The 24,844-nt window shown below is 61.8% G+C and carries 25 protein-coding genes; 13 read left to right on the forward strand and 12 right to left on the reverse strand.

All coding sequences use genetic code 11. The annotated features are described in order from the left end of the window. Positions 1–15 precede the first annotated feature (15 nt). The 3 genes from OO12_RS13355 (at position 16) to OO12_RS13365 (ending at position 2,339) form a co-directional block, all read left to right on the forward strand. The gene (locus OO12_RS13355) at positions 16–396 is read left to right on the forward strand and encodes a hypothetical protein (protein WP_034159122.1); all 381 of its coding nucleotides are present in this window, start codon (positions 16–18) and stop codon (positions 394–396) included. A 9-nt stretch (positions 397–405) separates the two neighbouring features. Further along, the gene (locus OO12_RS13360; RefSeq protein ID WP_034159224.1) at positions 406–1,251 is read left to right on the forward strand and encodes a DUF4198 domain-containing protein; all 846 of its coding nucleotides are present in this window, start codon (positions 406–408) and stop codon (positions 1,249–1,251) included. Positions 1,252–1,313: 62 nt separating this feature from the next. Continuing rightward, positions 1,314–2,339: an alpha/beta fold hydrolase gene (locus tag OO12_RS13365; protein ID WP_052215851.1), complete on the forward strand. Its 1,026-nt coding sequence runs from the start codon at positions 1,314–1,316 to the stop codon at positions 2,337–2,339. 40 nt (positions 2,340–2,379) lie between these two features. On the opposite strand, the gene OO12_RS13370 is transcribed toward OO12_RS13365, so the two are convergent. From OO12_RS13370 to OO12_RS13380, 3 genes are all read right to left on the reverse strand, one after another. Further along, positions 2,380–3,912, reverse strand: a complete 1,533-nt coding sequence (locus tag OO12_RS13370; protein WP_052215852.1) for a CehA/McbA family metallohydrolase — start codon at positions 3,910–3,912, stop codon at positions 2,380–2,382. Beyond that, complete coding sequence (locus tag OO12_RS13375; RefSeq protein WP_160296807.1) at positions 3,909–6,401, reverse strand: TonB-dependent receptor; 2,493 nt, start codon at positions 6,399–6,401, stop codon at positions 3,909–3,911. The genes OO12_RS13370 and OO12_RS13375 overlap by 4 nt, the downstream gene beginning before the upstream one ends. Positions 6,402–6,583: 182 nt before the next feature. Beyond that, entirely contained in the window at positions 6,584–7,285 is a 702-nt protein-coding gene (locus OO12_RS13380) for a methyltransferase family protein (RefSeq protein ID WP_200887460.1), read from the reverse strand. 68 nt (positions 7,286–7,353) lie between these two features. Here OO12_RS13380 and OO12_RS13385 point away from each other — a divergent pair, with 68 nt between their 5' ends. Continuing rightward, complete coding sequence (locus OO12_RS13385) at positions 7,354–7,677, forward strand: UBP-type zinc finger domain-containing protein (protein ID WP_235364781.1); 324 nt, start codon at positions 7,354–7,356, stop codon at positions 7,675–7,677. Between the two features lie 135 nt (positions 7,678–7,812). Here OO12_RS13385 and OO12_RS13390 read toward each other — a convergent pair whose 3' ends face one another. Beyond that, the gene (locus OO12_RS13390; RefSeq protein WP_034159229.1) at positions 7,813–7,992 is read right to left on the reverse strand and encodes a DUF4169 family protein; all 180 of its coding nucleotides are present in this window, start codon (positions 7,990–7,992) and stop codon (positions 7,813–7,815) included. A 483-nt stretch (positions 7,993–8,475) separates the two neighbouring features. Beyond that, complete coding sequence (yghU, locus tag OO12_RS13395; RefSeq protein ID WP_034159230.1) at positions 8,476–9,351, reverse strand: glutathione-dependent disulfide-bond oxidoreductase; 876 nt, start codon at positions 9,349–9,351, stop codon at positions 8,476–8,478. A 224-nt stretch (positions 9,352–9,575) separates the two neighbouring features. On the opposite strand from yghU, the gene OO12_RS26930 reads away from it, so the two are divergent. The 6 genes from OO12_RS26930 to OO12_RS13425 all read left to right on the forward strand — a co-directional run bounded on the left by OO12_RS26930 (position 9,576) and on the right by OO12_RS13425 (position 15,332). Next, positions 9,576–10,658 (forward strand): sensor histidine kinase, encoded by a 1,083-nt coding sequence (locus OO12_RS26930; RefSeq protein ID WP_160296808.1) that lies wholly within the window; start codon positions 9,576–9,578, stop codon positions 10,656–10,658. Then, the gene (locus tag OO12_RS13405; protein WP_034159124.1) at positions 10,655–11,425 is read left to right on the forward strand and encodes a LytR/AlgR family response regulator transcription factor; all 771 of its coding nucleotides are present in this window, start codon (positions 10,655–10,657) and stop codon (positions 11,423–11,425) included. The genes OO12_RS26930 and OO12_RS13405 overlap by 4 nt, the downstream gene beginning before the upstream one ends. A gap of 450 nt (positions 11,426–11,875) precedes the next feature. Then, entirely contained in the window at positions 11,876–12,562 is a 687-nt protein-coding gene (locus tag OO12_RS13410; protein WP_034159232.1) for an alpha/beta hydrolase, read from the forward strand. 59 nt (positions 12,563–12,621) lie between these two features. After that, positions 12,622–13,728, forward strand: a complete 1,107-nt coding sequence (locus OO12_RS13415) for an acyltransferase family protein (protein WP_034159125.1) — start codon at positions 12,622–12,624, stop codon at positions 13,726–13,728. Between the two features lie 178 nt (positions 13,729–13,906). Then, positions 13,907–14,479 (forward strand): outer membrane protein, encoded by a 573-nt coding sequence (locus tag OO12_RS13420; RefSeq protein ID WP_052215854.1) that lies wholly within the window; start codon positions 13,907–13,909, stop codon positions 14,477–14,479. Positions 14,480–14,759: 280 nt separating this feature from the next. Then, positions 14,760–15,332 carry a porin family protein gene (locus OO12_RS13425; protein ID WP_034159126.1) on the forward strand — a complete coding sequence of 191 codons (573 nt, stop codon included), beginning with the start codon at positions 14,760–14,762 and terminating at the stop codon, positions 15,330–15,332. 377 nt (positions 15,333–15,709) lie between these two features. Here the strand turns inward: OO12_RS13425 and OO12_RS13430 are convergent, their stop codons facing one another. Continuing rightward, positions 15,710–17,155: a sensor histidine kinase gene (locus OO12_RS13430; protein ID WP_052215855.1), complete on the reverse strand. Its 1,446-nt coding sequence runs from the start codon at positions 17,153–17,155 to the stop codon at positions 15,710–15,712. Next, positions 17,148–17,894 carry a response regulator gene (locus OO12_RS13435; RefSeq protein WP_034159127.1) on the reverse strand — a complete coding sequence of 249 codons (747 nt, stop codon included), beginning with the start codon at positions 17,892–17,894 and terminating at the stop codon, positions 17,148–17,150. The genes OO12_RS13430 and OO12_RS13435 overlap by 8 nt, the downstream gene beginning before the upstream one ends. Before the next feature lie 209 nt (positions 17,895–18,103). On the opposite strand from OO12_RS13435, the gene OO12_RS13440 reads away from it, so the two are divergent. After that, complete coding sequence (locus tag OO12_RS13440) at positions 18,104–18,892, forward strand: MipA/OmpV family protein (RefSeq protein ID WP_160296809.1); 789 nt, start codon at positions 18,104–18,106, stop codon at positions 18,890–18,892. Between the two features lie 2 nt (positions 18,893–18,894). Here OO12_RS13440 and OO12_RS13445 read toward each other — a convergent pair whose 3' ends face one another. The 5 genes from OO12_RS13445 to OO12_RS13465 form a co-directional block, all read right to left on the reverse strand. Then, complete coding sequence (locus OO12_RS13445) at positions 18,895–19,320, reverse strand: GNAT family N-acetyltransferase (RefSeq protein WP_052215856.1); 426 nt, start codon at positions 19,318–19,320, stop codon at positions 18,895–18,897. Between the two features lie 194 nt (positions 19,321–19,514). Next, positions 19,515–21,077 carry a HAMP domain-containing sensor histidine kinase gene (locus OO12_RS13450; protein WP_235364782.1) on the reverse strand — a complete coding sequence of 521 codons (1,563 nt, stop codon included), beginning with the start codon at positions 21,075–21,077 and terminating at the stop codon, positions 19,515–19,517. Beyond that, positions 21,068–21,784, reverse strand: coding sequence for a response regulator transcription factor (locus OO12_RS13455; protein ID WP_034159130.1), 717 nt, complete (start codon positions 21,782–21,784; stop codon positions 21,068–21,070). Before OO12_RS13455 ends, OO12_RS13450 begins: the two co-directional genes overlap by 10 nt. A 13-nt stretch (positions 21,785–21,797) precedes the next feature. Next, complete coding sequence (locus OO12_RS13460; protein ID WP_152616416.1) at positions 21,798–22,715, reverse strand: hypothetical protein; 918 nt, start codon at positions 22,713–22,715, stop codon at positions 21,798–21,800. 194 nt (positions 22,716–22,909) lie between these two features. After that, on the reverse strand, positions 22,910–23,299 hold the full coding sequence (locus tag OO12_RS13465) for a reverse transcriptase-like protein (RefSeq protein ID WP_327196022.1): 390 nt from the start codon (positions 23,297–23,299) through the stop codon (positions 22,910–22,912). Positions 23,300–23,451: 152 nt separating this feature from the next. Here OO12_RS13465 and OO12_RS13470 point away from each other — a divergent pair, with 152 nt between their 5' ends. Further along, the gene (locus tag OO12_RS13470) at positions 23,452–24,048 is read left to right on the forward strand and encodes a hypothetical protein (protein WP_034159133.1); all 597 of its coding nucleotides are present in this window, start codon (positions 23,452–23,454) and stop codon (positions 24,046–24,048) included. After that, positions 24,048–24,844: ubiquitin-activating E1 FCCH domain-containing protein (locus tag OO12_RS26935; RefSeq protein ID WP_052215858.1), on the forward strand; the 797-nt coding region annotated here is incomplete at its 3' end. The genes OO12_RS13470 and OO12_RS26935, both read left to right, overlap by 1 nt.

Here is a 24,844-nt window from a genome sequence, read left to right on the forward strand (position 1 = left end):
CTGGGGACGATTGCCGTGGCGGCCATTTTTAGCGCCACCTTGCCTTGGCCTGGGAGTTGGATCGACGCGGCGTTTTTCGGTTGCTGGATCAGTCTCGCTGTGACCGCCGCGGCGGTGCATCTGCCCGGTGGTCCAGGCGAGCGTGCTGCGATCGGATTGTCGCTCAACGTCGGCATCTGGAGCGGCGCGGTGATAGCGCTTGCCGGGACTGCTGTCGATCTGGCGCCAGCACTCACCGCCATGTTCGTCATGCTGCCTGCCACCCGGTTCATCGCGCGCGGCATGGGGATTGCGGTGAAGATCGCATCGAGCTGGTTAATCGCCATCGCCCTGCTCGCCGCGACCCTGCAAATGCTGCCGGTCACGCCGGGCTATCTGCCCGACCATCTTGAATAGGATGTGCATGTGAAATCTTTCAGCGCCTTGCCACTTGCCGTTCTGGCCGGCACCGCCTCATCGGTTGCGGCGCACGACTTCTGGGTTCAGCCGAATGATTATTGGCTACGGTCGCAGGTGGCGGCGTCGATGACGTTACAGGTCGGCCATGGCCTCTATCGCCAGCGTACGCCGATTGCGCTCCGACGCATAACGCGCTTCCAAGCTGTCGCGCCCGACGGCGCACGGATTGATCTGCGCGCGGGCCTCCATCTCGGCGATGCGGCGAGCGATGGTGAGTTTCGCCTTCCCGGGTCGGGTACCTATATGCTGGTGCTGGAAACCGACGATCAAGCGCAAAGCCATTTGCCGGCGATCCGCTTCAACGATTATCTCAACGTCGAAGGACTTACCCCAGCGCTGCGCCAACGGCAGGCAAATGGTCGAATGGCGGCGGACGGATCGGAGAATTACGGCCGCCGAGCCAAGGCGTTGGTTCAGGTGGGACCGGTTGGGACGGAGCCGGCGACAATCGTTAAGCCGGTCGGCCTGACGCTGGAGATCGTACCTGAACGCAGCCCCTATGCCATGCCACGCGCGACAACCCTGCCGGTGCGGGTCTTCTATCAGGGGCGTCCGCTCGCTGGGGCGCTGGTCAAGCTCACCGATCTTGCGCGAGATGCCGAGCCGGTCGAGACGCATCGCACCGATGTGACGGGGCGGGCCCGTTTCGCGCTGCCGAGGCACGGCAACTGGTTGCTCAACACGATCTGGATCCGGTCGCTGCCGCCGTCGCGTGAGACCGACTTCGAAACGGTGTTCTCCAGCCTCAGTTTCGGCTTTCCCACTGCGGAGCCAGTGTCAGGAAGTCGCTAAAGATTCCGACAGCGGCAAGATTCCGACCGTGGTTGAGGAGGTCTTCCAAGGAGGATCTTTTCATGACCAAGCCGCTTGCTGCTCCCAATCTCCGCCCGCGCGATCGTCGCAGTTTCCTGAAGCTGACGACCGGCGCAATAGGCACGATGGTTTTATCCGGTCTTGCCTCCCATTCATGGGCGCATTCCGGTCCGGTCAGCGCAGACTCGCTGCATGTGAAGGAATATAACCGCATTCGCCGCTTCGTCGCTTTGCCGGCCGGGCGCGTCGCTTATGTCGAGGCTGGTGCCGGGCCGGTGGCCCTTTTCCTCCATGGTTTTCCGCTCAACAGCTTCCAGTGGCGCCATGCGATCGAGCGACTGTCGATGCACCGCCGCTGCGTTGCGCCTGATTTTCTCGCGCTCGGCTACACTGAAGTCGCCAGGGGTCAGGATGTCGGGCCGATGGCGCAGATGGCAATGATCGTGTCGCTGCTCGACAAGCTCGGCATCAAGGACGTCGACCTGATCGCCAATGACAGCGGCGGGGCGATCGCTCAGTTGCTGATGGTGCATTACCCGGATCGAGTGCGCACGCTGCTGTTGACCAATTGCGATAGCGAGATCGATTGTCCGCCACCGGCGCTAACGCCCGTGATCGAACTATCGAAAAAGGGCCGCTATGCCGACGGATGGCTGGTGCCGTGGCAGGCCGATCCGGTGCTCGCGCGATCCTCGACCGGCTTTGGTGGCATGTGCTTTTCCGATCCGACGCAACCGACCGACGAGGCGATTGCAACCTACTTCACGCCGTTGATCGCCACGCCGCAGCGCAAACGGCTGATCGAGGCCTATGCCATCGCGCTGGAGCAAAATGCGCTCGCCGGCATTTCTACCGACTTGAGACGCAGCACGGTGCCAACGCGGATTCTGTGGGGTACTGGCGACACGATCTTCTCTCCCGAAAGTCCCGCATATCTCGACCGGACACTAGGCGTGTCGCGCGGTATCCGGCGGTTGGAGGGGAAGAAGCTGTTCTGGCCGGAAGAAGCATCCGAGATCGTTGCCGAGGAAGCGCGTGTCCTATGGAACATCGCGTCCGAAGTGTGAGCTGAGCCTTGGCCTATACAAGCTGGCGCGTCTTTGACCGCTACCTTGCGGTATCGACGCGAATGGCGTTGCCGAGGAGCAGAAGCCTGTCATCCACTGCGCGAACAACGATGCGCACGATCGCACGGCCCGGCGGAAGATCTATCGGCACCTCGACATGCGGTCCTTCAGTCAATGCGCGCGTTACAACGATATCCTTGCCGGCGAGCAGTTCGACCCGGCTGCCCGGCGAGGCTTTGGCATCGATGAGCGCGACCAGGGGCTCGCCGGCGCGTCGCCGGAGCAAACCACCCATCGAGGCGCTGGCATTGCTTGAGCGCAGATGGAGATCGAGTAGCGATTGCCTATCGCCCGCAATGTCGACGAACACGCGGCCGCGCGCGATGCCGGTAAGGATATGTGCCTGGGAAAGTCCATCGGCATAGACCACCGTTGTCGGCCGCCCCACGGTTCCGCCAATTTCCTTGCGTGCCGTACCTTCGTGGTTGTCGCTGCCGCCGATCGCAGTGACCGGGTGCGATCCGGCCAGTGCGTCGAGCCAGAAGGGGATACCCGACCATGGTCCGTCGGCACGACCGCCAAGCGCTGCGATCGTCCCGCCATTCGCAACCTCGATTGCATCGGCGCGAGCAAGGTCGACGCCCGCCATGGTCCAGCCACACCCCATGCACGCTTCGCCGGAGGGTAAGGCGGGATGGTTGATTGAGACGATGCCACCCAGTTTGTGGACCCGGTCGGCGATCGAATTGAACGTAACAGTGCCGTTCGGCACGATCCGGTAGTCGATTGGCTCGGTGACGCCGAAGATGTTGAAATGACCGTAGAAGGTCGTGATCTCCCGCCCCGGGATCAGCAGCATGCGGTCGAAATAGGGTTGATCCTCACGCAGCGCATTCAGGTGGCTGATGGTATTGTGTTCGGTGACGGCGACAAAATCCAGACCACGCGCGGCGGCGGTTTCGAGTGTCAGGAATAGCGGGCAGGGGACGCGCTTGCCCGACTGACTTTCGCATGAGCCGTCACTATGCGCGGTATGAAGATGGAGGTCGCCGCGATACCAGCCGGGCCCGCGATCGATGACGGTCGCAGGCAGGGAACTCGCCTCGGGCGCTTTCAGGAACCAGATTTTCGCGGTCCAGTGCGCTGTCACGCCAGTGCGAATATTCGGCACGGCGAGCGAGAGGTGCCATATTCCGGGGTCGATCCGCCCAGGTAGATAGGACGGTGTTGCATCACTTTCCGCAATCGTGAAACTGGCCTTGTTGCCGCCGCTCGCGCCGCGAAAGCCATGCTGGTCGCGCAGCCCCAGGTCGATCACCGTCTTCTGGTCGCGGGTGTCATAATCGAACGCGACGACGAGACGCATAGTCCCGGTCGGGACCTCGAATGGCGCATCCTTGTAGCTTTGGTGATCGGCCCGAGTGATCGCGCCCTGTATCACCCGGTCGGGCGGGCGCGTCGGGATCGGCGCTGGCGCCACCTGTGCGAATAGTGGCGTCGGAGCGAGCGTCGCCGGCGCGACGATAATCGTCGCCGCGCCGATGATTGCCCGCGCTGTCGCGAACAGTGTCAAAATTTCACTGCCGCCGACACGCGCACGGTCCGTCCGAAATTTGGCCGTGCCAGGAAATAGCGCGCGCCGGCATCGCCGCTGACGAACGACCCGGCGCGCGGATTGCCTTCGGTCAGCTCGATCTTGTTGGTCAGGTTGGTGATGTTCGCGGTCAGTGTCAGGAATTTCGTCACCTCGCCCCGGATGTTGAGATTGAGATTGGTGTAGCGTGGCAGCACTTGTGAATTGGCGATGTCCGGGAACCGTTCCGAGTAGCGCTCGATCTCCAGTTCCGTGCGTAACCGTCCTTTAAACAGGTTGATCGCGGGCACCGCGCGGATCGCGAGTTTGGGTACGCGGATCAATTGCTTGCCGTCAAAATCACGAATCGTAGGCTTGCCGTTCACCAATTCGGTATAGGTAAATCCCTTATATTGTGGGTCCTGCCAAGTGAGCTGGAGACCGAGGTCGAAATATTTGACCGGCCGGATCAATGCTTCCAGCTCGACTCCATAAGCGACGGTATCGGCGGTTGCGAAGCGCTGTGTGTAGGTGTTGGTTTTGGTATCGAAGACGTTGTCGGTGAAACGGACGCCTTTGAACTTGGTATAGAAGCCGGTGGCATAGAGATTTAGCCAGGAGGCCGAATATTTCGCGCCGATCTCCGCCATCTTGATCGGGATCGGGCTTTGGTCAGTGCGTGTCGGGTTGCCGTTATAATCCCCGGCACTCGGCAGTTTGAACGTATCGGTGTAGCGTGCGAACAGGCCGGCATCGGGCGTGAACTGATAATTGGCACCGACCGTCCAGCCCCAATGGTCGAAGCTCCGATCGACTAGGTCGAACTGGCCCGTGCCGGTGTTCACCTTGTCGTCCGCCAGTGTGGTCGGGTCACCCAGATTGACGGTCGTCTTGCGCGCGACCATGCCCGAAATGTCGTTGCGCTCATACCGTCCGGCGAAGTCGAGTCGCAGTTTGGGCGTGATCTGCCACTCGTCTCCTGCGTAGAGCGCATAGGCGTTAACCTTCATGCCGACATTGTCGTAGAGCGAACCATAGCTCAGGAAGCCATTGTCGGTAACCCGGCCGACCACGGCACCCGCCGCATTGACGGCAACCACATCGAGTCGCCGCGCCTGATCCGCGATCTCGAGCAATGCGGTGCCCATGTAGCGGTCGAAGCGGTAATTATAATAGCCATAGGTGCCGCCGATCGCGAAGCTGTGCTTGCCCGCTGCCTCGAACTCCGCGGTGAAGCGCTGGTCGGTGATCAGTTCGTCCATTGGCACGCTGACCGACAGGAGATTGCCGCCGACCACGAGCCCGTTGCCGTTCGCGCTCGCCGTGAACGGCGCTCCGTCGGTGGCATATTGCGCGCGCAGGCCAGTGGCACCGGGGAATGCCGCCAGCGCGCCGTTCAGCGAGGCGAGATAATCACCGAGCGCCGTCACATTGCCGGTCGGGAACAACGCGTTGCGCAGGATCTTGCTGTCACGATAATGCGTGCGGTTCTCCCACCCGAAACCGTCAGCCATTTCGAAGCGCGATTCCAGCGCGACCTGGGTCATCTTGGTATGACTGCCTTCGGTCAGGTCGAAGTCGAAGGGGCCGCCGACATTACGGATCGCGACATGCGCATTTTCCGGCCCGGCCAGCGTGCCGTGAAGCGCATCGAAACCTGGCACCTCGATAATCTTGCCCTTGCCGTCGAAGGTCAGTGGTACCGGTAGATAAAAGGGTACCTTGTCATCGAGATGCTTGACGTCGAGCATGAAGCGGTTGCGGCCATCGTCATAGTCGATCGTGGCGCGGATCTGGCCGCCGTCGCTGGCGCGATAGCCGGTATCGCGCAGGCCATGGTCGCGGCGGTAAAAGCCGCCGACGAACACACCCCAATTGTCGGCGATCCTGGTGCCGTAATAGGCATCGACGCGGGCCAAATCATAATCGCCCCAGCTGTATTTAACCATGCCGCCGGGGTTGTCAGTGCCGCGCCGCGAGATGAAATTGACCAGGCCGCCCGGGGCGTTGGGCGCGAAGATCGACGCGGGGCCGCCACGCACCGCTTCGACGCGTGCGATCGTTTCGTCGAAGCGAAACGACTGATCGGCGTTAAGATAGCCGAGGCCGCCGTCATATTGCACCGACAGGCCGTTTTCCTGCAGCGCGACCGAAGAGAAACCGTCCGTAGGTATGCCGCGCGAGCGGACATTGTTCGATCCTTCACCGCCCGAGGATTCGACCCAGAAGCCGGGCACTTGCTTGAACGCCTCGGCCGCCGAGATCGGGTTCGAAATGCGCAGTTTGGCATCGTCGATCGTGGTGATCGCGTAGCTTGCTTCCACCTTGCGCAGATCGGTGGCACCGACCCGGCCGGTGACGACGATATCCTGCGTCTCGTCGAGCGGTTTGATTTCGGCGCTTTGATCGGAGGTTTGCGCAGGCGCGGGAGCGGCATGGGCTGCACCGGCAAGGGCAAACAGGGAGGTGGACAGAAAAAGGATACGCATGGTCATTCCCCCGAGGCGATTATTCGCTCCGGGCTCCGCTAGGCCGCTTCCGGGACAGTGACGCTGCGATCCGGTGACTATTCCGTGACCGCAGGGTGAAAGCAGCAGTCCGTCGCCGGTCACGCACCGCTTTTCATTGCATTTACGTGGTGCGCCCTGGCGGAGAAGCGGGCGGTGGTAAGCTACCAGATGCCGGGAAGGAGACGTGACTGGACGCGTCGCGCGTAGTCCGCATAGCCGGGGAGGCCGTCACGCAACAGACGGTCTTCCCAGATGGTTCGCAGCACGAGAAGGGTCGAGGCGAGGGTAGCCGGGATCGCCGCCCAATATGACCCCAGCGCGAAGGGCATGCCCCAGAAGATCAACAGTGCTGCGACATATCCCGGATGCCGCACCAACCGATAGGGGCCGGAATCGATCACGCGCTGATGCCGTTCCGACTGGATCCGGACGCCGGGTTCGAAAAACGGATTGACGGCCTGTGCCCAGCTAGTGCCCGCGATGCCGCCGACAAGTGCCGCATAGCCTAACAATATCAGGGGCATCGGTACAGTCGACCAATGCATCCGCCCGGCATCGAATGTGGCCAGTGGTATGATCGCGACCATTGCGGGTAATATGACCGCGAGCAGTGCTTTGTCCCAGGCCTTAGTGCCCGGCTGAAATCGACTGCGCGCGCGGAAGATAACCGGGTTGATCCTGGCGATTACCCCGACCGACAAAGCGAAGGTGACAACAAGTACCGCGATGAAGATCCAGCCCGGCCACCAGTCCAGGCCGCCCGCTGGCGCGAATACCAGGGCCAACAGGGTTATTGGGAAGCCAATGGCATAGATAATCGCTGTAGTGGGAGACATCGCGGTGGGGTCGAGCGGCTGGTCCATTGGGGGTGATCCTTTCCTGGAAAGGGCCTTGGGTCGAAACGCGGATCCGCTGGCGCTGTTGCGGCAGAATGCGGTATAGCACCGACATGTCCGGCGATTGCATTCATTCCAGCACGATCAATCAGGTCATACCCAGCGCCCGAGGGTGCGAGGAGTGCCTGGCGATGGGCGGCGAATGGCTCCACCTGCGGTTGTGCCGAAGCTGCGGTCATGTGGGATGCTGCGACGACTCCCCGAACCGTCACGCTACCGCGCATTTCCATGCGACGCATCATCCGATCATCGAGGGTTATGATCCGCCTGAGGGTTGGGGCTGGTGCTATGTCGATCGGGTGGTCGTCGATCTGCCCGACCAGACGCCGCAGCGCGGACCGATCCCGCGTTATTATTGAGAAGCGACGGGCACCCAGATCGTCGGGCCACGCCTCAAGGATTATACATCGCTCGCCTTTGCGTCCTTATTCGAGCTCGGCCTGGGGAGTCACTTCGTCAAGCCGCCCGTACCGTGAGCGATGTGGGTCGTCTTTCTAATCCTTGACGAGTTTTGACCCGTCCAGCTTGTCGTTCAGCATTTTTGCTTCGCGCTCAGTTGCATGTTTTTCCGCTCTGGTGCGTCCGGACGCGGCACGGTTACTGTCGGCCTGTGCCGTCGCAGCGGCACGGGCTCTGGCTTTGCGGACCGTGCGCAGGTTGACGATGTCGGCCATGGTTGATTCCTCAAAATTGTAGGCACGGATGAGATGGCGTGCAGCAGGTTGCGGCAGAATCAAGATCAGAACTACGGCAGCGCACGATCCCCTATGCCATCCCAGAGAGTTTCTGAGCGGTAGGCTGCGGGCCTTTCCGAGATACGTGGCCAACGATCGGCGCGGTTTACTGGCTGTTATTCCGGAAATGAATTTTGCTGGCTGTTAACTTGGATTGCCCAGTCAAAATACCGATGTAGTTCAGTGGGTTGGTCCAACGGTGGCTGCTATCGAATAACAGCCAGTAACAGCGAACGAGCGGGCTGTTCGGGTCAGAATAGCGAACCGACCACACTCAGCGGGCAAGGGCGATGGTCTTTCCAGCCATCTGAAAAGAGCGGGCCGGGGGGCTGGATAGCTTCCCGTCCGCCAGGTTTCCACGATCCACCAAGGTGTTGAGTCAGTGCCTTCAACATTCCGCCCATCGCTGAATGTCGATCCCTCCTAAGCCGCGCTTTCCAGCTTGTCTTGCGTTCGGGTCAGGAAATCATTTGCATCGTGCCGCTCGCGCAACTGGCTTGCGGGGTCACCCATAACGCGGTTGACCATCCGTCCGCGTTGTACGGCCGGGCGCGCGGCGATCGACTTGGTCCAGCGCTGAACATGTTTGTAATCCTGCACCTGCAGGAATTCGCCCGCGTTATAAGCCTGACCCAGAGCGAGTGCGCCGTACCAGGGCCAGGTGGCGATGTCGGCGATGCTATAGTCCGCGCCGCCGAGATATTCATGTTCGGCAAGGCGGCGGTCGAGCACGTCGAGCTGCCGCTTCACCTCCATCGCGTAACGGTCGATGGCATATTCGATCTTGATCGGCGCATAAGCGTAGAAATGGCCGAAGCCGCCGCCGAGAAAGGGTGCGCTGCCCATCTGCCAGAACAGCCAGGACAGGCACTCCGCGCGTTTCGCCGAGTCGGTCGGGAGGAACTCGCCGAACTTCTCGGCCAGGTGCATCAGGATCGCGCCGGATTCGAACACGCGGATCGGCTCGGGGCCACTGCGGTCGAGGAGCGCGGGGATCTTCGAATTGGGATTCACGTCGACAAAGCCGCTACCGAACTGATCACCTTCGTTGATGCGGATCAGCCAAGCATCATATTCCGCGCCGCTATGACCGAGTTCGAGGAGCTCCTCGAGCATGACCGTGACCTTCACCCCATTGGGTGTGCCGAGCGAATAGAGTTGCAGGGGATGTTTCCCGACCGGCAATTCCTTGTCATGGGTCGGCCCGGCGATCGGGCGGTTGATATTGGCGAAGGCACCGCCGTTCTCCTTGTTCCAGGTCCAGACATTGGGAGGCGTATAAGCGGGGGCTTCGGTCATCGATGCGGGCTCCGGATGGTGCGCGGTGGGACGACGCATAGGTGGGTGCTCAGCCGATTCAGGACAATGGGGCGTGAGTAAGTCCCGCACGTTTGGCGATATCAGCAGCAGGCTCTAGACATCGATCGACGATCAGCGCGGGGCTGATTGCGGCGGGCAAAATCATGCAACGTTCAACCGGAAAGGATCTGGTGCGCCCGGGAATTCCGACGATTCCATTATCCGTGCCAACCGCCGCTCCGGCATCGAAGAGGCAGTGGTTCACGCGACAGCGCCGGTCGGCGCTGCTGCTGATCGCGGCCTTCTGGATCTTCACCTTTGGGATGTTGTCGATCCGCGCCGCACTGGTGAGCGACCTGCCCTTCAACGTCATCGGTCCGCGCCGTTTGATCACCGCTGCATTCGGCACGATCCTGTGCCTGGTAATGGTGCGCCTGCTGGGCCGGTTGCGCACGCGCTCTTTCGTTTTGTGGGTTGCATGCGGCATGGCCGGGGCGATCGCGATGGCGTTTGCACTCACCATATTCAGCACGCTGATGAACCGGGTGATCGCGCCGCTGCCCGGGTTGGCGCCGCTGCGTCTCGCCGACATGGCGCAGTGGGTTCTGATCTGGCTCGGCTATTGCCTGGCCTGGACCGGGACGTACCTCGCGCTGATCTATCACTGGAAGGTAGAGGATCAGCGACGGCATATGTCGCGCATGACCGGGTTGGCGCAGGAGGCGCAGATCGCCGCGTTGCGCTATCAGGTCAATCCGCATTTCCTGTTCAACACGCTCAATTCGATTTCGTCGCTGGTGCTCGAACACCGCAATGCCGACGCAGAGGCGATGTTGCTCAACCTATCGGCGTTCGTGCGCAGCACCTTCGCTGGCGATCCGCAACGGTTGATCCCGTTGCATGAAGAGATTGCGCTGCAGCGGCTTTATCTCGGGATCGAGCAAGTGCGGTTTTCGGAGCGGCTGAAGGTCATCGTCGATATTCCCGACACATTGGCCGATTTGCGTGTGCCTGCCCTGATTTTGCAGCCGCTGGTCGAAAATGCGTTGCGTCATGGGGTCGAGCGGTCCGAGGCACTGACCAACGTCGCGATCCGGGCTGAGCGATGCGGGGACGAAGTGCGAATTCTAGTCGAGAATGACGGGGCGGCAACGGGCGCCCGGACCGCTGGCACGGGCGTCGGGTTGCGCAATGTCCGCGACCGATTACTCGTCCATTTCGGTGGCCGCGCCATGCTGGTGACGACGGCCGTTCCGCAAGGCGGATTTCGGTCGGAAATTCACCTGCCGGCGGAGTTCGCCGCATGACACGGCGACGCGCGATATTGATCGATGACGAGCCGCTGGCGCTGGCGCGGTTGGACCGGGCGCTGAGGCCGCTTGACACCATCGATATCATCGGATCAACCAGCAAGGCGAGCGAGGCGATGACGATGATCGACGCGCTGCAGCCCGACATCCTGTTCCTGGATATCGCGATGCCTGGCCTGACCGGGTTCGATCTTGTCGCGAAATTACCTGAGCTCAACCGCCCGGCGATCATCTTCGTAACCGCGTTCGATTCTCATGCGGTACGGGCCTTTGGGATCGATGCCGCGGACTATCTGATGAAACCGGTTGCGCTCGATCGGCTCGCACAGGCGGTGGATCGGGCAATCTATTGGCTGAACGGGCGGACGCCTCCGGTGGAGTCCAATCGCGGGGCCGAAAGTGATGACGGCAATATGGGTGCCCCGATCGAGAATCTATGGGCGCACCGTCACCGCGAAACCGTGCGGATCAAGGTCGATGAGATCGAATGGATCGAAGCCCAGGGCGACTATGTCCGTCTCCACACCAATGACGGTCGGGGCGGGCTCGTGCGGATGACCTTGTCGGCACTCGAGGCGCAACTCGATCATGCCATATTCATTCGCGTCCATCGCTCGGCTATCTGTCGCAGGAGCGCGATTGCCGGTTTACGGCGCAAGGCGACAGGGGCATTGGCGGCGCTTCTGACAAGCGGCGGCGAAGCGCCGGTCGGGCGCAAGTTCAGTGGTGGATTGCGCACGCTGCTGAGGCGCCTGGACACCTGACGGGTCCCGTTGTCGTATCATCGCGGCACGATCGGGACGTTCGTCGCGCGTCGGTGACGATCACCGCAATGGACGTTGGCGGCGTCCGATAGCCGGTCATAGCCGGCTCGTCCGATGGACGGGCCACATCCCCCCGGTCCGGTCCATCGGCACTGGCTTTTGCTGCCGAATCCCTCGGCTACACGACGGGCGATGCAGCGAAGCCGGTCGGCGAGCCCCGCAAGTGATCGGACCTGTAAAGGGGTGCCGGCCTTGCCGACGGCGTGTGATCCGATACAGGGCATGGTGAACAGTCGATCCAAACGGTGCAGTATTCCCGGAACGGCAGGCGCGCGCTGATCCCGCTTCCGGGGCGAGCCATCGCATCACGTGCTGGCGCGACCTGGGCGGGCGCTTGGCATGATCGGGTTCGAGGTCCAGACTTGGCACCAACGACTCGGAGATGCTGAGATGACTGGCAAGCCAACGATCATTCTCGTGCATGGCTTCTGGGGCGGAGCGGCACATTGGGCGAAGGTCATTCCCGAGCTGACTCGGCTTGGGCATTCGGGCATTCGCGCGGTGGAAAATCCGCTGACCTCGCTTGCCGACGATGCCGAGCGCACGCGCAAGATGATTGCGTCAGTCAAGGGGCCGGTGCTGCTGGTCGGCCATTCCTATGGTGGCGCGGTGATCACCGCAGCCGGTAATCACGACAATGTCGTCGGCCTGGTCTACATCGCCGCGTTCGCGCCGGATGCGGGCGAAAGCCCAGGGAGCGTCAGCGCTCCACACCCGTCTTCCGGAGGTGAGAATCTTTTTGTCGATGATGATGGCTTTCTGTGGGTAAAGCCGGACAAATTCCATGAAAGCTTCTGCCAGGATTTAACTGCAGAGGAAGGGCTGGTGATGGGCGTCACTCAGAAAGCGCCGATCGCCGCAACCTTCGGCGATGTCATCACTGCGCCCGCCTGGCGGGGTAAGCCGTCCTGGTATCAGATTTCGAGCGAGGACCGCATGATCGCGCCGGACGCTCAGCGGGCGATGTCGGCCAAGCTCGGCGCGCGCAAGATTATCACGCTCAAGTCGAGCCATGCGTCGCTGGCATCGCTACCGGTCGAGGTGGCGGCGCTGATCGATGAGGCGGCGTCTGCTTGATTGCCGGTGGTGCAAGTCTAGGCTGAAGCTCGTCTCCGGGTGAGATGGGAGCAAAGGCCATGCCGGCAGTATCAACCAATGGCCGCGATTCCGCGCTCGATGCATTTCGCGGACTGGCGGTGCTCGGCATGGTGCTGGTCAATCTGCAAGGATCGGGGCCGGTAGCATTTGCTGCGTTCGAGCACGCCGCCTGGAACGGGGTAACGCCTGCCGATCTGGTCTTTCCGTTTTTTCTGCTTGCCGCTGGGCTCGCAGTGCCACTGGCGCTTGACCGGCGCGCGCGCGAGGGGGTGTTCGTAGCAGTGCTGCGCCGCGCGATATTGTTGTTCCTGATCGGGGTGGCGATCAACTGGTTATACCGGCCGAGCGCCGATCCGCATGCGCTGCGCGTCGCCGGGGTGCTGCAGCGGATTGCGACCGTCTATCTGGCCTGCGCGATGCTATGTCTTGTCACGAAGAGCTGGCGGGTGCCGCTGATCTTCGCGATGTGGTTGCTCGCTGTCCATGGCATGCTGTTGTTCGTGCCAGCCCCAGGCGAGGCAGGCGCGAGCTTCGCGCAAGGGCAGGGGATGAGCGCGTGGCTCGATCGGGTTGCGCTGCCGGGGCGGCCGTTCCGACCGGATTATGATCCCGAAGGGCTGCTTTCGACCCTTTCGGCGATCGCCGGCGGCATGATCGGGGTGGCGGTACAACGCGCGGTACGGCAAGCGGAGCTGGAAAGCGGTACGCGACTCTGGATCATCGGCACGGCGGCAGTGATATGTCTGGTGCTCGCTGGCGGGGCGACATTTTGGTGGCCGTTCAACAAGGCTTTGTGGACCCCGAGCTTCGCGCTGCTCACCACCGGTCTGGGATTGGCGCTCTGGGGAATGTTACGCGCGGGCTGGGTAAAGATCGAGGCGTTGGGATGGACGGCGGGAATGGTGCATTTCGCGGCGCTGCTCGGCCAGACCGCATTGACACTCTATGTCGTTCAGGCACTGCTCGCCGGCTTGCTGATTCAGCGGGCCGGGGCGGGTACATTGTGGGGGCAGTTGTTTGGTGCGCTTAGCCAGATCGGCTTTTCGCCGGCCTGGACATCATTGCTGTTCGCGGCCTTGGCCGGCACCGTGTCGATTGCGACAACCTTGTGGTTACGGCGGCGGGGCTGGTTGTTGCGGCTGTAAAGCGACCAGTCACGGTTCAGGATCGTGCGTAGCTGTGTTGCTGGCCTGCAACACCTCGCGGACAACCGACACGGCAAATCGTGTCAAGGCGGTATTGGTTGATTACGTTTGCGATTCGGCGCGCTAAAGGCACGGCCCAACTGCAAAAGCAGTGGTGTTCCGCAGAAAGAGAAAAACAATGAAGATCAAATTCTTGCTGGCATCTGTTGCCATGCTTGCCGTCGCCACGCCCGCAATGGCGCAGGAAGCGACCGAAGAATTCAAGGGCGGCGCCCGCATCGAAGTGCGTGCTGTGCTCGATCACGTCAAGGCCAGCGTCGATGACGAGAGCGGCACCAAGACCGGTTTCGGTTATGGCGCCGAAGCCGGCTATGACATCAATTTCTCGGGTGCCGTACTCGGCGGCTATGCCGGTATCGAAGGCGCAACCACGAAGGCATGTGGCTTCGGTGACTGCGTAAAGTCCGGCCGTAACATCACTGTCGGTCTTCGCGCTGGCGTCGCGCTCGGCAAGGGCCTGCTGTACGCCAAGGGTGGTTACAGCAATGGACGTCTCACCGTGGAAAATCTCGGTCGCAGCGGCAATGCCGACGGTTTCCATGCCGGTGCGGGTTATGAGTTCGGCATCAGCGCGAATACTTATGTGAAGGCAGAGTATGTTTTCACCAAGTACAGCGTTAATGACGACAGCAACTTCAAGCTCGGCCTGCAGCGTCATCAGGGCGTGATCGGCGTCGGCTTCCGTTTCTAACCCAAATGTGGGGTTCGGTTTACCGTCTCCCACAATTTGCCTGGTCTGGTGACACGGTCACCGGGTGAGGGTGAGAAATTCCGGGGATACAATATCTATTCCTTTGAAGGAGTAGTTATTGTGTCTCCGTTTTTCATTATTGCAAACCTGCAACACCCTGCGAATAACCGACCGCGCGATGGCGCTCAGGCTGCATTAGTTGATTGCGTTTGCCATTCGACGCGGTAAGTGCACGCTCCAACTGCAAAAGCAGTGATTTTCCGCAGAAAGAGAAAAAGCAATGAAGATCAAGTTCCTTCTGGCATCCGTTGCCATGTTCGCTGTCGCTACGCCGGCACTGGCGCAGGAAGCGACCGAAGAATTCAAGGGTGGCGTCCGCGTCGAAGGCCGTGCAGTGCTCGATCACGCCAAGGCCAGCCTCAACAAGGATAGCATCGGCAAGACCGGTTTCGGCTATGGCGTGGAAGCCGGCTATGACGCGGCGCTGTCGGGTTTCGTGCTTGGCGCCTATGTCGGCATCGAGGGTGCGACGACCAAGATCTGCGAACTCTCCACCTGCATCAAGTCCGGCCGCAATCTGACCGCCGGTGTTCGCGCGGGTGCGGTGGTTGGCAATGGCCTGCTCTACGCCAAGGGTGGTTATACCAATGGTCGGCTCAAGGTGCAGGACACGGATCTCAGCGGCACTGCCGATGGCTTCCATCTCGGTGTCGGCTATGAGTACAATGTCAGCGCCAAGACCTATGTGAAGGCCGAATATGTCTACACCAACTACAGCGTTGGCAATGATCTCGGCACCAATGTTGACCTTCAGCGTCACCAGGGTGTGATCGGCGTAGGTTTCCGCTTCTGATTGATGTGCGGGGGGCGGTTTGCCGTCCCCCGCATTTCTCCCGGGGATGCCATGCGGACGCCCTTGAACGGCGCAATCATCCGCCCGCTGACACTATTCGCCGCTCTATTTCATCGTACCACAAATTGTCGGGACGCAGCGGCAGCTGTCGGGCCTAGCCAGAGGGATCGGTCGGTGCGCTGACCCGGTCGCCGAGAGCCGGTCCTCGACCGTACTGACATGGACTGCGTTAGCCTTGCGCGCGGGAGAATGCGGCAGCGAAGTGCCCGAGACAGGCCTGCAATCCTGAATTTTTTGATCCATTCGTCCGCTCTCGGGCGAGGTCATGTTCATTTACCAGACTTGAAATCATCGGATATGAATCGCCGATCGTCAGGTCAGCGAGCGATGGCCGCGCCGACAGGATCCGGGCGTGGTAAAGTTACCCGGACGACGAAGCCATTTTCTGGCCGGACAAACTCGATATCGCCGCCATGGCCGCGGACGATATCGCGGCTGATCGAAAGTCCCAGGCCCGATCCGCCAGTTTCGCGGCTGCGCGACGTTTCGAGTCGCTCGAACGGGGTAAATGCGCGCTCGACCTGATCGGGCGGAATCCCGGCGCCAGCGTCATGGATGTCGACGATAACTGCGTCGGGTGCGGCATAGAGTGTGATCCTCACCCTGCCACCATATTTGCACCCATTGCCGATCAGATTGGAAAAGGCGCGTTTGAGTGCGATCGGGCGGCACGGCAAGTCGATGCGCTCGGGCCCCGAATAGCTGATATTCTCACCCATATCGCCATAATCGTCGGCAAGGCTGATCAGCAACGCCGATACGTCCAGCGTCTCGATCGGCTCGTGCCGCGCCTCGGCAGCCATGAAGGCGAGTGCGTCAGCGACCATCGTCTCCATCTCGCCGACATTGAGCAGCAACAGATCGCGCTGTTCGCGGTCGTCGACATATTCGGCCATCAGGCGGAGCCGGGTGAGCGGCGTCCGCAAGTCGTGCGAAATGGCGGCCAGCATGCCCATACGTTCATCAATGAAGCGCTTCAGCCGCAGCTGCATGGTATTGAAGGTATCAGCGATCGCGACATATTCGGGCAGACGCATGCCGGTAATCAGGGTCGGTTCGTGATTGCGGCCGAGCTGCTCAGCCGCCGCCGCGAGCCGGCTCAGCGGCGCGACGATGCTGCGTGCGATCCACATCGAGAAGAGGATGATGATCAGCAGATAGCCGAGCATGCCGAATGCGTAGCGGAGATAATGGCGCCATGGCCCGCCACGGCTGCGCTGCGTGACCGACAACCATGTGCCATCGTCCAGCCGCACCGACATCAGCAGATCGCCCAGGACGCTGCTTTCATTGCTGGCCAGCGTTTCGGCGGTCAGCATCGCGGGCAATTCGGGAATGATCGCCACGGTGGTGCGGGCGCTGCGTTCCACATTGTCCTGGTCGAACGTGCTTGTTGCGATGCGCACACGATTGAGTGGAAGGCGAAGTTTATCCGCAATCGACCGGCGCAGTTGTCGGCCCAATTCGGGGCCTTGCCCATCATCCGGCGGAGGCGTGCGGCGGACCGTGAAATCGAGATATCGCGCTGCCGGCAGCTGGCCGAGCTTGGTGGAGCGATCGATGGCTGGTTGTTTTGCGGCCTGCGCGCCGTCAGCGACGGCGTCGATGAGCCAGGCGCGCTGAACGAACAAAAAGGGCGGAGGCGGGATCATCGTGCGGAGCGCCTGATTGAGCAAATACGCCGCGATCACCGTCAGCAGAATGGCAACGCCGATGCGCGGTGCGAGCCGCAGCCGAGCGAGGTGTCGTCCCGGGTCAATCATCGCCTGGTGCTCCTGCAACCACGCGGGCTGTGAAAACATAGCCGCCGTTACGCACCGTCTTGATCAGCATGGGCTCCTGCGGATCCTCCTCGATCTTGCGGCGCAACCGGCTGATCTGGACGTCGATGCTGCGATCGATGTTGAGATTGCTGCGGCCATGGACGAGATCGAGCAACTGATCGCGGCTCAACACATGATGGGGATGCTGAACCAGCGCGGCGAGCAGGTCGAACTCGCCGGTCGTCAAATCGACGCGCGCACCGCGTGGAGAGACGAGCGAGCGCCTGGCCAGGTCCAGTGTCCAGTCGTCAAAGCGATAGCGGTGCTGAATCGCGGTTCCGCTGTCGGGGCGCTCGCGCATCATCGTCGCTCGGCGCAACGCGGCGCGAATTCGTGCAAGCAGTTCGCGCGGGTTGAACGGCTTGGGCACATAATCGTCCGCGCCCAGCTCCAGTCCGATAACCCGGTCGGTCTCGGTGTCACGCGCGGTGAGCAGGATGATCGGCACGGTGCTGCGTGCACGCAGCCGCTGGCACAGGGTGAAGCCGTCATCGCCGGGCATCATGACATCGAGGATCACCACGTCGAATTGATGGCCTCCGAACAGAGCCATCATCTCACGCCCGTCCGCCGCCATGGTGACGCGCAGGCCATGGTCGTCGAGATAACGGGCGAGCATCGTCCGGATCTGACGATCGTCATCCACGACAAGGATATGAGGTAAGCGTGCAGTCGCCATAAGGTGCAGATAGCGCCCGTTTTTCGGCAAGTCTGCACCGGACACATACCGTAACAAATCGACACCCTCAGGTTATCGGCCCGTGGACTCCTCTCCCTAGAAGCAGCCCTGCAAACGATAGCTGCGGAGTATTTATGATCGAGTATTTCAACCCGGCCATCAGGCGCGGGACTTCACGCCAATCCGGTCTCAAACGGTTTCTGCTGATCATGTTTTCGAGCATGGCCGTGACGGCGGGGATCCTCGCATCGTCACGGGCCAATGCCCAAAGCCAAGGTCAGGCCGATGACCGTGACTGGAACGTGACGATAGGTGCCGGCGCGATCTATGCACCCGACTATGAAGGATCGAACGACTTTCAGGCGCAGCCCTTCCCGTTCATTTCGGTCTCATACAAGGACCTTGCCTATATTCGCGGGCCTGAGATCGGCGTCAATATCCTGCGATTCCAACTGTCCGAGGACGCGAAGCTCAAGTTCGGGCCGATTGCGCGTTATCGGCGCGATCGGCCGCAAGACCGCAATCGGGATCTTGCCGGACTTGGTGATGTCGGAACCTCGATCGAAGTCGGTGGCGCGGGCCGCATCGAGGTCGGTCGGGGCTGGGCACAGCTCTCGGTTGCGAAGGATGTTGCGGGCGGGCATGACGGCCTCGTCGCACAGGTCGAGGCGGGTATTGATTTCGACCTGACCGACCGCATGACATTGTCGGCCAGTGGCTCGACGAGCTGGGCGGACCGGAAATACATGACCAGCTTTTTCAGCGTGACCCCGACCCAGTCCGTGCGGAGCGGCCTGCCGGTGTTCAATGCCGACAAGGGTATGAAGGACGGCGGCGCATCGCTTGCCCTGACGTATCGGTTGACCGATCACTGGCTGGTTACGGCGACCGGCGGCTATACGCGGCTGCTCGGCGATGCTGATCGCGCGCCGATCGTGAAGCTGCGCGGATCGCCCGACCAATGGCAGGGCGGACTCTTTGTCGCCTATCACTTCTGAGTTCAACGCAGGGGTTTGACGAACAGGATCGTGGTCAGGTCGCTATCCCATTCTTCGTCGGGATAGCGGCCAGCCTCGACATAGTCACGAGCCCCATAAAAAGCGCGGCTTGGCTCGTTGAAGGTGTCGGTCTCCAGCCGGGCCTGGCCGACGCCGCTCCGTGCCATTTCCGTTTCGGCAAGATCCATAAGGTGGCGGCCAACGCCGCGACGATGATAGGCCGATCCGACATGCAGGGCATGAACGAAATCGTCCTGCCAATGCACCAGTCCCGCGACCTTGCCGTCCAGTTCGGCCACCCGGAATTCATGCCCGTGTTCATCGACATAAGTGCCGCCCCGATCCTCATCGAGATAGGCGGCCGCGGCGGCCGGGGAGATGTTGGGACGCCAGACTGACTCGAATGTATCCTGCAGAATAGCCTTCATTGCGTCGTTATCTGCCGGTCGCGCGATGCGCAGCGTAACTCTATGAGATTCGTTCAAAATCCATCACCCAATTGGTAGATATGGGACACCGGAATGTCGCAAACCCTTTTTCGCCGCTGTCTCGGTCAATTTCAAAGGAACCTGTTGTATATTAGATGTTTAATATGAAGGCGACAATCGCCGAACGCGGTGCTTTAGTTGCCCAGCATCAATCGTATCTCCACCATCGCACCCTGTTTGGCCGGCAATATCGCAATCGTACCGCCGGTGGCCGCGAGCAGCGAGCGGGCGATCGACAAGCCAAGGCCGGTGCCGCCGCTCTCGCGCCGCCCGGTAAAAAAAGGTTCGAATACGCGCTCGGCATCAGCGGGCGGGATGCCGGGGCCATCATCCCGCACGACGACCGTGATATCGTCACCCGCCCGGTCGATGGCGATCGATACGATGCGGGCACCGGCTTGGGCGCTGTTGGTGACAAGCGTGTCGAGGACGGTTTCAAATACCTCGGGCGCAATGCGTGCGAGCGCGCTCGTCATATCGGTGGCGACGGACACATTCATCGCGCCGAAGCGCGCGGCGACGCGCCAGGCGATGAGGGCGATATCCGCGATCGCCGCACTGTCACCCTTTGTCATGTCTGCGCGGGCAAGATCGAGCAACCGGTCGGTCAGGCGCTGCAGCCGTTCCGCATCGGCGCTGGCATTGGAGATGAAACGGCGGCGATCAGCCGCGTCCATCGTTGCCCAATGATCGTCGAGCAATTCCAGCGCCCCGCGAATGCCGGCAATCGGGGTCTTGAACTCATGGCTCACCGCAGTCGCGAAATCGCGCAGATAGCGCGAGCGCAGCGCGATGCGATCGGCCATGATACGGAAATTGTCGAACAGCTCCCGGATTTCGATCGCGGCGGTCGGCGGCGTTTCGGGAATTTCGCTCGACCCTTGCGCGACCGCCTGCGTGGCGCGGGTCAGGGTTGCGATTGGCCGGGCGATGCCGCGCGAGAGCAGCGCCACCAACACCAGCAACGTGCCGAAGATCAGTAGCACGCCAAGCGCGATCTTGCCGCGATCCTGATAGATGCCGAGCAGTAATCCGCGCGGGCTGCGTGAGAGCATGACCACGCCGACGATATGCCCCTGTGCGATCACGGGTCGCGCATGATGCACGCGGATGGTCGCCGCGCGGCTGATCGTTTCCCAGAAAATGCCGTCGCGAAACTCCTGGCGCTGGCGCAGCACCGTCCCGCTGCGCCCGGTCAATGCGCGGCCGACCTCGGGCGCGCCGGCATAGCTCTGGCCGAGATCGCGCTGACCCAGTACGACGATCCCATCGCGATCGAGCAGACGCACGGCAGCGAGCGTTACGGCAGCAGAATCGTCGACGATCGACTGCATCTGTCGCGCTACGGCGACCGCATGCGGGTCGGCGGGATGCGCTGCGGGATTGGTCGTGCCGGGCGGTAATACGGTCATGGTGCGAAGGTCGATTTGCGGTGGTTCAGGGGCAAAAGCTTGCGCCCGAGACTCTAGCTTGCCGTCGTTCCAGGCGGACTTGTATGCCGCTGCCAACACCGCGCCCTGCGCGATCAATTCTGCCTCGGTCTGCTGCACGATGGTGTTTTCATAGACGCGCAGGAACACCGCGCCAAAGCCGGGCAGGGCGGCGACGAACAGCAATGTACCAAACAAGATCGTGCGCAATGGCAGCGCTGGCCAATGGCGCTTGGCCCAGTCCTTGAGCAGACGGATCAGGCGCACGCGCCGATGCGATAGCCGATACCGGCGCGGGTTTCGATCAGGTCGCTGCATCCGGCCTGGACGAACTTGGCGCGCAGGTTGCGCACATGGCTGTCGATCGTGCGGTCGGTCACCGCAAAGCCCGGACCGTGCAGCCGGTCGATGATCGCGTCGCGCGAAAATACCCGGCTGGGCAATGAGGCGAGCAGCAGGAGCAGCTGGAATTCAGTTGCGGTGATCGCCACCCCTGCACCGTCCCAGCGCGCCTCCCATGCTTCGGGATCGAGCGCGAGGCGGCGATGAACGACATGCTTGCTGGCACCCGCCGCCCCGTTCGACCCATTCTGGCGTTTCAGGATTGCCCCGACCCGAGCGACGACTTCACGCGGCGAGAAAGGCTTCACGACATAATCGTCGCCGCCGACCTCGATCCCGACGATGCGGTCGATTTCGTCGTCGCGCGACGAGAGGAACAGGATCGGCAGGTCGGCTTGCGGCAGGTTGGAGGCGCGCAACCGGCGGCATAGGTCGAGTCCGTTCAAACGCGGCATGTTGATGTCGAGCACAATCAGGTCGATTGGTGGGGCCGGTGCATCGGTCGCGATTATGGCAAAGGCCGCTTCGCCATCCGCCGCCTCCATCACCCGCATGCCCGCCTTGGTCAGCGCAAAGCTGAGCAGTTCGCGGATATGGGGGTCGTCGTCGACGACAAGGATATGATGGGACATTGCGTGCACCGTGTCACTCCGGGGTAGCGGTCGTCAACGGCACGTGCTCGACGGTGAGCGACGCAGTCCAGGGTCCCGCCGACCGGCCGAGCAGTGCGGCCCGATACCAGGACGAGACATCGGGCCAGGCTTCGCCGGTTTGCGTTCCTCGCACCTGTTCGTAGGCCAGCAGGTCGTGGCCCTCACGCGTGGCGCTGAATGCGGTTCCGGTGATGCGGTAATAGAGTTCGCGCGCTGCCGTGGTGGAGGTGCGCGGCGCACCGAATCCGCCCGATTGCCAGCTTGTGGAGACGAAACTCAGGACGCCGGGCGCGCGGCCGGTGTCACCGTTGCCGAGCCGGAACAGGACGCCGCGATCGCCGATCATGCGCATCACCGATACGGCGCGCTGCTGGTTCGCCGTGTTGCCCTGCCACCAGCCGACCGCGAGATAAGTGGCGGTGGCGGGCGCATCGACCGCGATCAGCGCGGCGAACCCGATCATGACACCGGTCGCGATGCGGCGTCCGCTATGCTCGGTCCAGGCGGCGAGATGGTTGGTCAACCTGATCGCCACGATCAACGATCCGACCGGAGCGAAGGGCAACAAGCCGAAACCGAATAAAATTATCGCTACCAGCGCGATCGGCAGCATCGGCAGGAACACCAGTGCATAGCCCGCCGCGATCCCCATCGCCGCTCCACCCAAAATGATCAGTGCCGGTCGCGACGCGCCCTCGCGCTGTGTCGCGCGCCACAGGAAGAAATTGATCGCCGGCACGCTCGCGACCAGCACGATATGGCCGAGCGTCGGCATCGGGTCGAAGAAACTGCCGGCACACAGGCCAGTGATCAATTCGATCAGGATGACCAACGTCGGGAAGACCGAGCCGACGATCAACGCGAGCACGCCGGGCGCCATATTGTAGGACGAAGGGTTGCGATAGGACATGGCGGTGCTCCTGACGGCTTTGCCCAAAGGCTTGACCGTGCCCTGTTGGCGCACTGAGATGACGGCCTGGTCCGGGTGAAGAGGAAATGCAGGGGGATTGTCATGCAGAAATTGTGCAGGAGGTTGCGAGCGGCCTTAGGGAGGTACTCAGAAGTAAGTCTTCGAGAAACTCAATCCAGTCGGATTTTCGCGCGTCAATGGGCTCTGGCGAGGGCGATCCCGGCGAGGTTTTGTGATCGTTTCACTTGCCGGACCTGCACTTTTCCCAAGGGAACAGTGAGGTCGTGAAAGGTACGCAAATGCCCCTGAAGTTCGATCCCGCGGCACTTCCAAAGCCCGTTGGCCTGATTCACGACCGTCGCGGAATCGCCGATCAGCACAAATTCCGGTTCGCCCAACGATAACGCGATCCGAACTGCCTCGATCAACGCGAGCCATTCGGCATCATTGTTGGTGCCGTGCCCCAAGTCGCGCGAGATATAAATGCGCCCGCGTGCGACAACGGCGATCTCGATCGCGCCGGGGTTTGGCCGGCACCCGCCATCGAAATAGATTTTCAGGCGGTGCGATTTTGCGCGCGCGATACCCGTTTCTCCTTCAACGCCTGTGAAAGACCCCGACCGGTATCAGTTGGATAAGCAAAGTGGTCAAAAAAAAGCCACGCCTTGCGAAAGTCCGGTGTGGCACTTGCCGCCATCGATTCAAACTCCGTACCGCCGCCGCTAGTGCGGCGTGCATGGCTATCAGCATCAGCATCTGCAACCTGGCATTGGGCGAGCTTCGTGCACCACCCATCGCCGATATCGATGAGCACAGCGTCGAGGCGCGGGAATGCGCACGCTACTATCCGCAATGCCTGACTTCGCTGCTCGAGCGGCACGAATGGAGCTTTGCGACGAAGATCGCCACACTTGCCGCGTTAATCGTCAATCCGAGGCACGGCGAATGGGTCTATGCCTATGGACTGCCTGCGGATCTCGCCACCGCCAAACGCCTCGTGCCACCGGAGGGCGCGGCGGTAGTGGGCGGCAGGCAACCGTTCATCGTCGAAGCAGGCATTCTCTTTGCGCAGGTGCCCGGCGCGGTGCTGGAATATTCTACCAATAATATTGCCGAGGCAGTGATGCCGGCGATGTTCATCGATGCGCTGGCCTTCGCACTCGCCGCGCGGCTCGCTGTGCCCGTGCGCGACAGCCGTGAAGCCAAAGGGCAGTTGCTGCAACAGGCCGAGATCGCCGCGCAGCGCGCGATCGCCGACGATCGTAACCGCCAACCGCAGCATGATCTGGCGTTCGTCGACGAAGTGACCGTTGTGCGTGGAGTGGGTGTCTGATGGCCATACGCACTGGACAGCCCAATTTCAGCAAAGGTGAAATCAGCGAGGACTTGCTCGCACGCGTCGATGTCGCGGCCTATCAGGTCGGATTGCGGCGGGCGCGCAACGTCACGATCCTCAAATATGGTGGCGTCACCAAGCGGCCGGGCACGCGGCTGGTCGCGCCAGTCTATGCCGATACGAGCGATGCTCGCTTCACCGGCAGCATCGCCGGAGCATTGCTCACCGTGGCGAGCGATGGCGACGTGACATCGGGCGGCATCGTGGTCGGTCAGACGATCAGCGGAACGGGCATCGCTCCCGGGACGATCATTACAGGCTATGGTACCGGCAACGGCAAGGGTGGCACCTATAGCGTCAGCCCGGCACAGGATCCGGCAGTCGCGGCCACCGCGATCTTCGCGACCATGCCGGCAGCGGTGCGGCTCTTCCCGTTCCAATTTTCGCTGACTCAGACCTACGCGTTGGAGATGGGCCAAGGCTATATGCGCCCAGCCGCGAACGGTGGTCTGGTGATCGAGGAGCGGCTGACGGTGATTAGCGTCGCGATCGGCGTGACCACCACCATTCGGGCCGATTTCCACTCCTATGCGATCGGCGATCAGGTCTATTTCGAAGGGGTGGAGGGCATGACCGAGCTAAATGGCCGGGTAGCGCGCGTCATCGCCGTGCCCGATGCCAATCACTTCGTCATTGATGTCAATTCCACCGGTTTCGGCCCGCGTACCGGCGACAGCGGGGGCACAACGCGACCGGTGGCGCCGGCGCCGCCGCCCCCACCTCCGGCCGTTCC

The organism is Sphingomonas sp. ERG5 (assembly GCF_000803065.1).
In the GTDB taxonomy this organism is placed as follows: Bacteria; Pseudomonadota; Alphaproteobacteria; order Sphingomonadales; family Sphingomonadaceae; genus Sphingomonas.

What these genes read in the sequence shown, in the direction of transcription:
- OO12_RS13365 (WP_052215851.1), top strand. Translation starts at nt 1,314, where the DNA reads ATGACCAAGCCGCTTGCTGCTCCCAATCTCCGCCCGCGCGATCGTCGC.
- OO12_RS13375 (WP_160296807.1), bottom strand. Translation starts at nt 6,401, where the DNA reads ATGCGTATCCTTTTTCTGTCCACCTCCCTGTTTGCCCTTGCCGGTGCA.
- OO12_RS13380 (WP_200887460.1), bottom strand. Translation starts at nt 7,285, where the DNA reads ATGGACCAGCCGCTCGACCCCACCGCGATGTCTCCCACTACAGCGATT.
- OO12_RS13385 (WP_235364781.1), top strand. Translation starts at nt 7,354, where the DNA reads ATGCGGTATAGCACCGACATGTCCGGCGATTGCATTCATTCCAGCACG.
- OO12_RS13390 (WP_034159229.1), bottom strand. Translation starts at nt 7,992, where the DNA reads ATGGCCGACATCGTCAACCTGCGCACGGTCCGCAAAGCCAGAGCCCGT.
- yghU (WP_034159230.1), bottom strand. Translation starts at nt 9,351, where the DNA reads ATGACCGAAGCCCCCGCTTATACGCCTCCCAATGTCTGGACCTGGAAC.
- OO12_RS13405 (WP_034159124.1), top strand. Translation starts at nt 10,655, where the DNA reads ATGACACGGCGACGCGCGATATTGATCGATGACGAGCCGCTGGCGCTG.
- OO12_RS13410 (WP_034159232.1), top strand. Translation starts at nt 11,876, where the DNA reads ATGACTGGCAAGCCAACGATCATTCTCGTGCATGGCTTCTGGGGCGGA.
- OO12_RS13415 (WP_034159125.1), top strand. Translation starts at nt 12,622, where the DNA reads ATGCCGGCAGTATCAACCAATGGCCGCGATTCCGCGCTCGATGCATTT.
- OO12_RS13420 (WP_052215854.1), top strand. Translation starts at nt 13,907, where the DNA reads ATGAAGATCAAATTCTTGCTGGCATCTGTTGCCATGCTTGCCGTCGCC.
- OO12_RS13425 (WP_034159126.1), top strand. Translation starts at nt 14,760, where the DNA reads ATGAAGATCAAGTTCCTTCTGGCATCCGTTGCCATGTTCGCTGTCGCT.
- OO12_RS13430 (WP_052215855.1), bottom strand. Translation starts at nt 17,155, where the DNA reads ATGATTGACCCGGGACGACACCTCGCTCGGCTGCGGCTCGCACCGCGC.
- OO12_RS13435 (WP_034159127.1), bottom strand. Translation starts at nt 17,894, where the DNA reads ATGGCGACTGCACGCTTACCTCATATCCTTGTCGTGGATGACGATCGT.
- OO12_RS13440 (WP_160296809.1), top strand. Translation starts at nt 18,104, where the DNA reads ATGTTTTCGAGCATGGCCGTGACGGCGGGGATCCTCGCATCGTCACGG.
- OO12_RS13445 (WP_052215856.1), bottom strand. Translation starts at nt 19,320, where the DNA reads ATGAAGGCTATTCTGCAGGATACATTCGAGTCAGTCTGGCGTCCCAAC.
- OO12_RS13455 (WP_034159130.1), bottom strand. Translation starts at nt 21,784, where the DNA reads ATGTCCCATCATATCCTTGTCGTCGACGACGACCCCCATATCCGCGAA.
- OO12_RS13460 (WP_152616416.1), bottom strand. Translation starts at nt 22,715, where the DNA reads ATGTCCTATCGCAACCCTTCGTCCTACAATATGGCGCCCGGCGTGCTC.
- OO12_RS13470 (WP_034159133.1), top strand. Translation starts at nt 23,452, where the DNA reads ATGGCTATCAGCATCAGCATCTGCAACCTGGCATTGGGCGAGCTTCGT.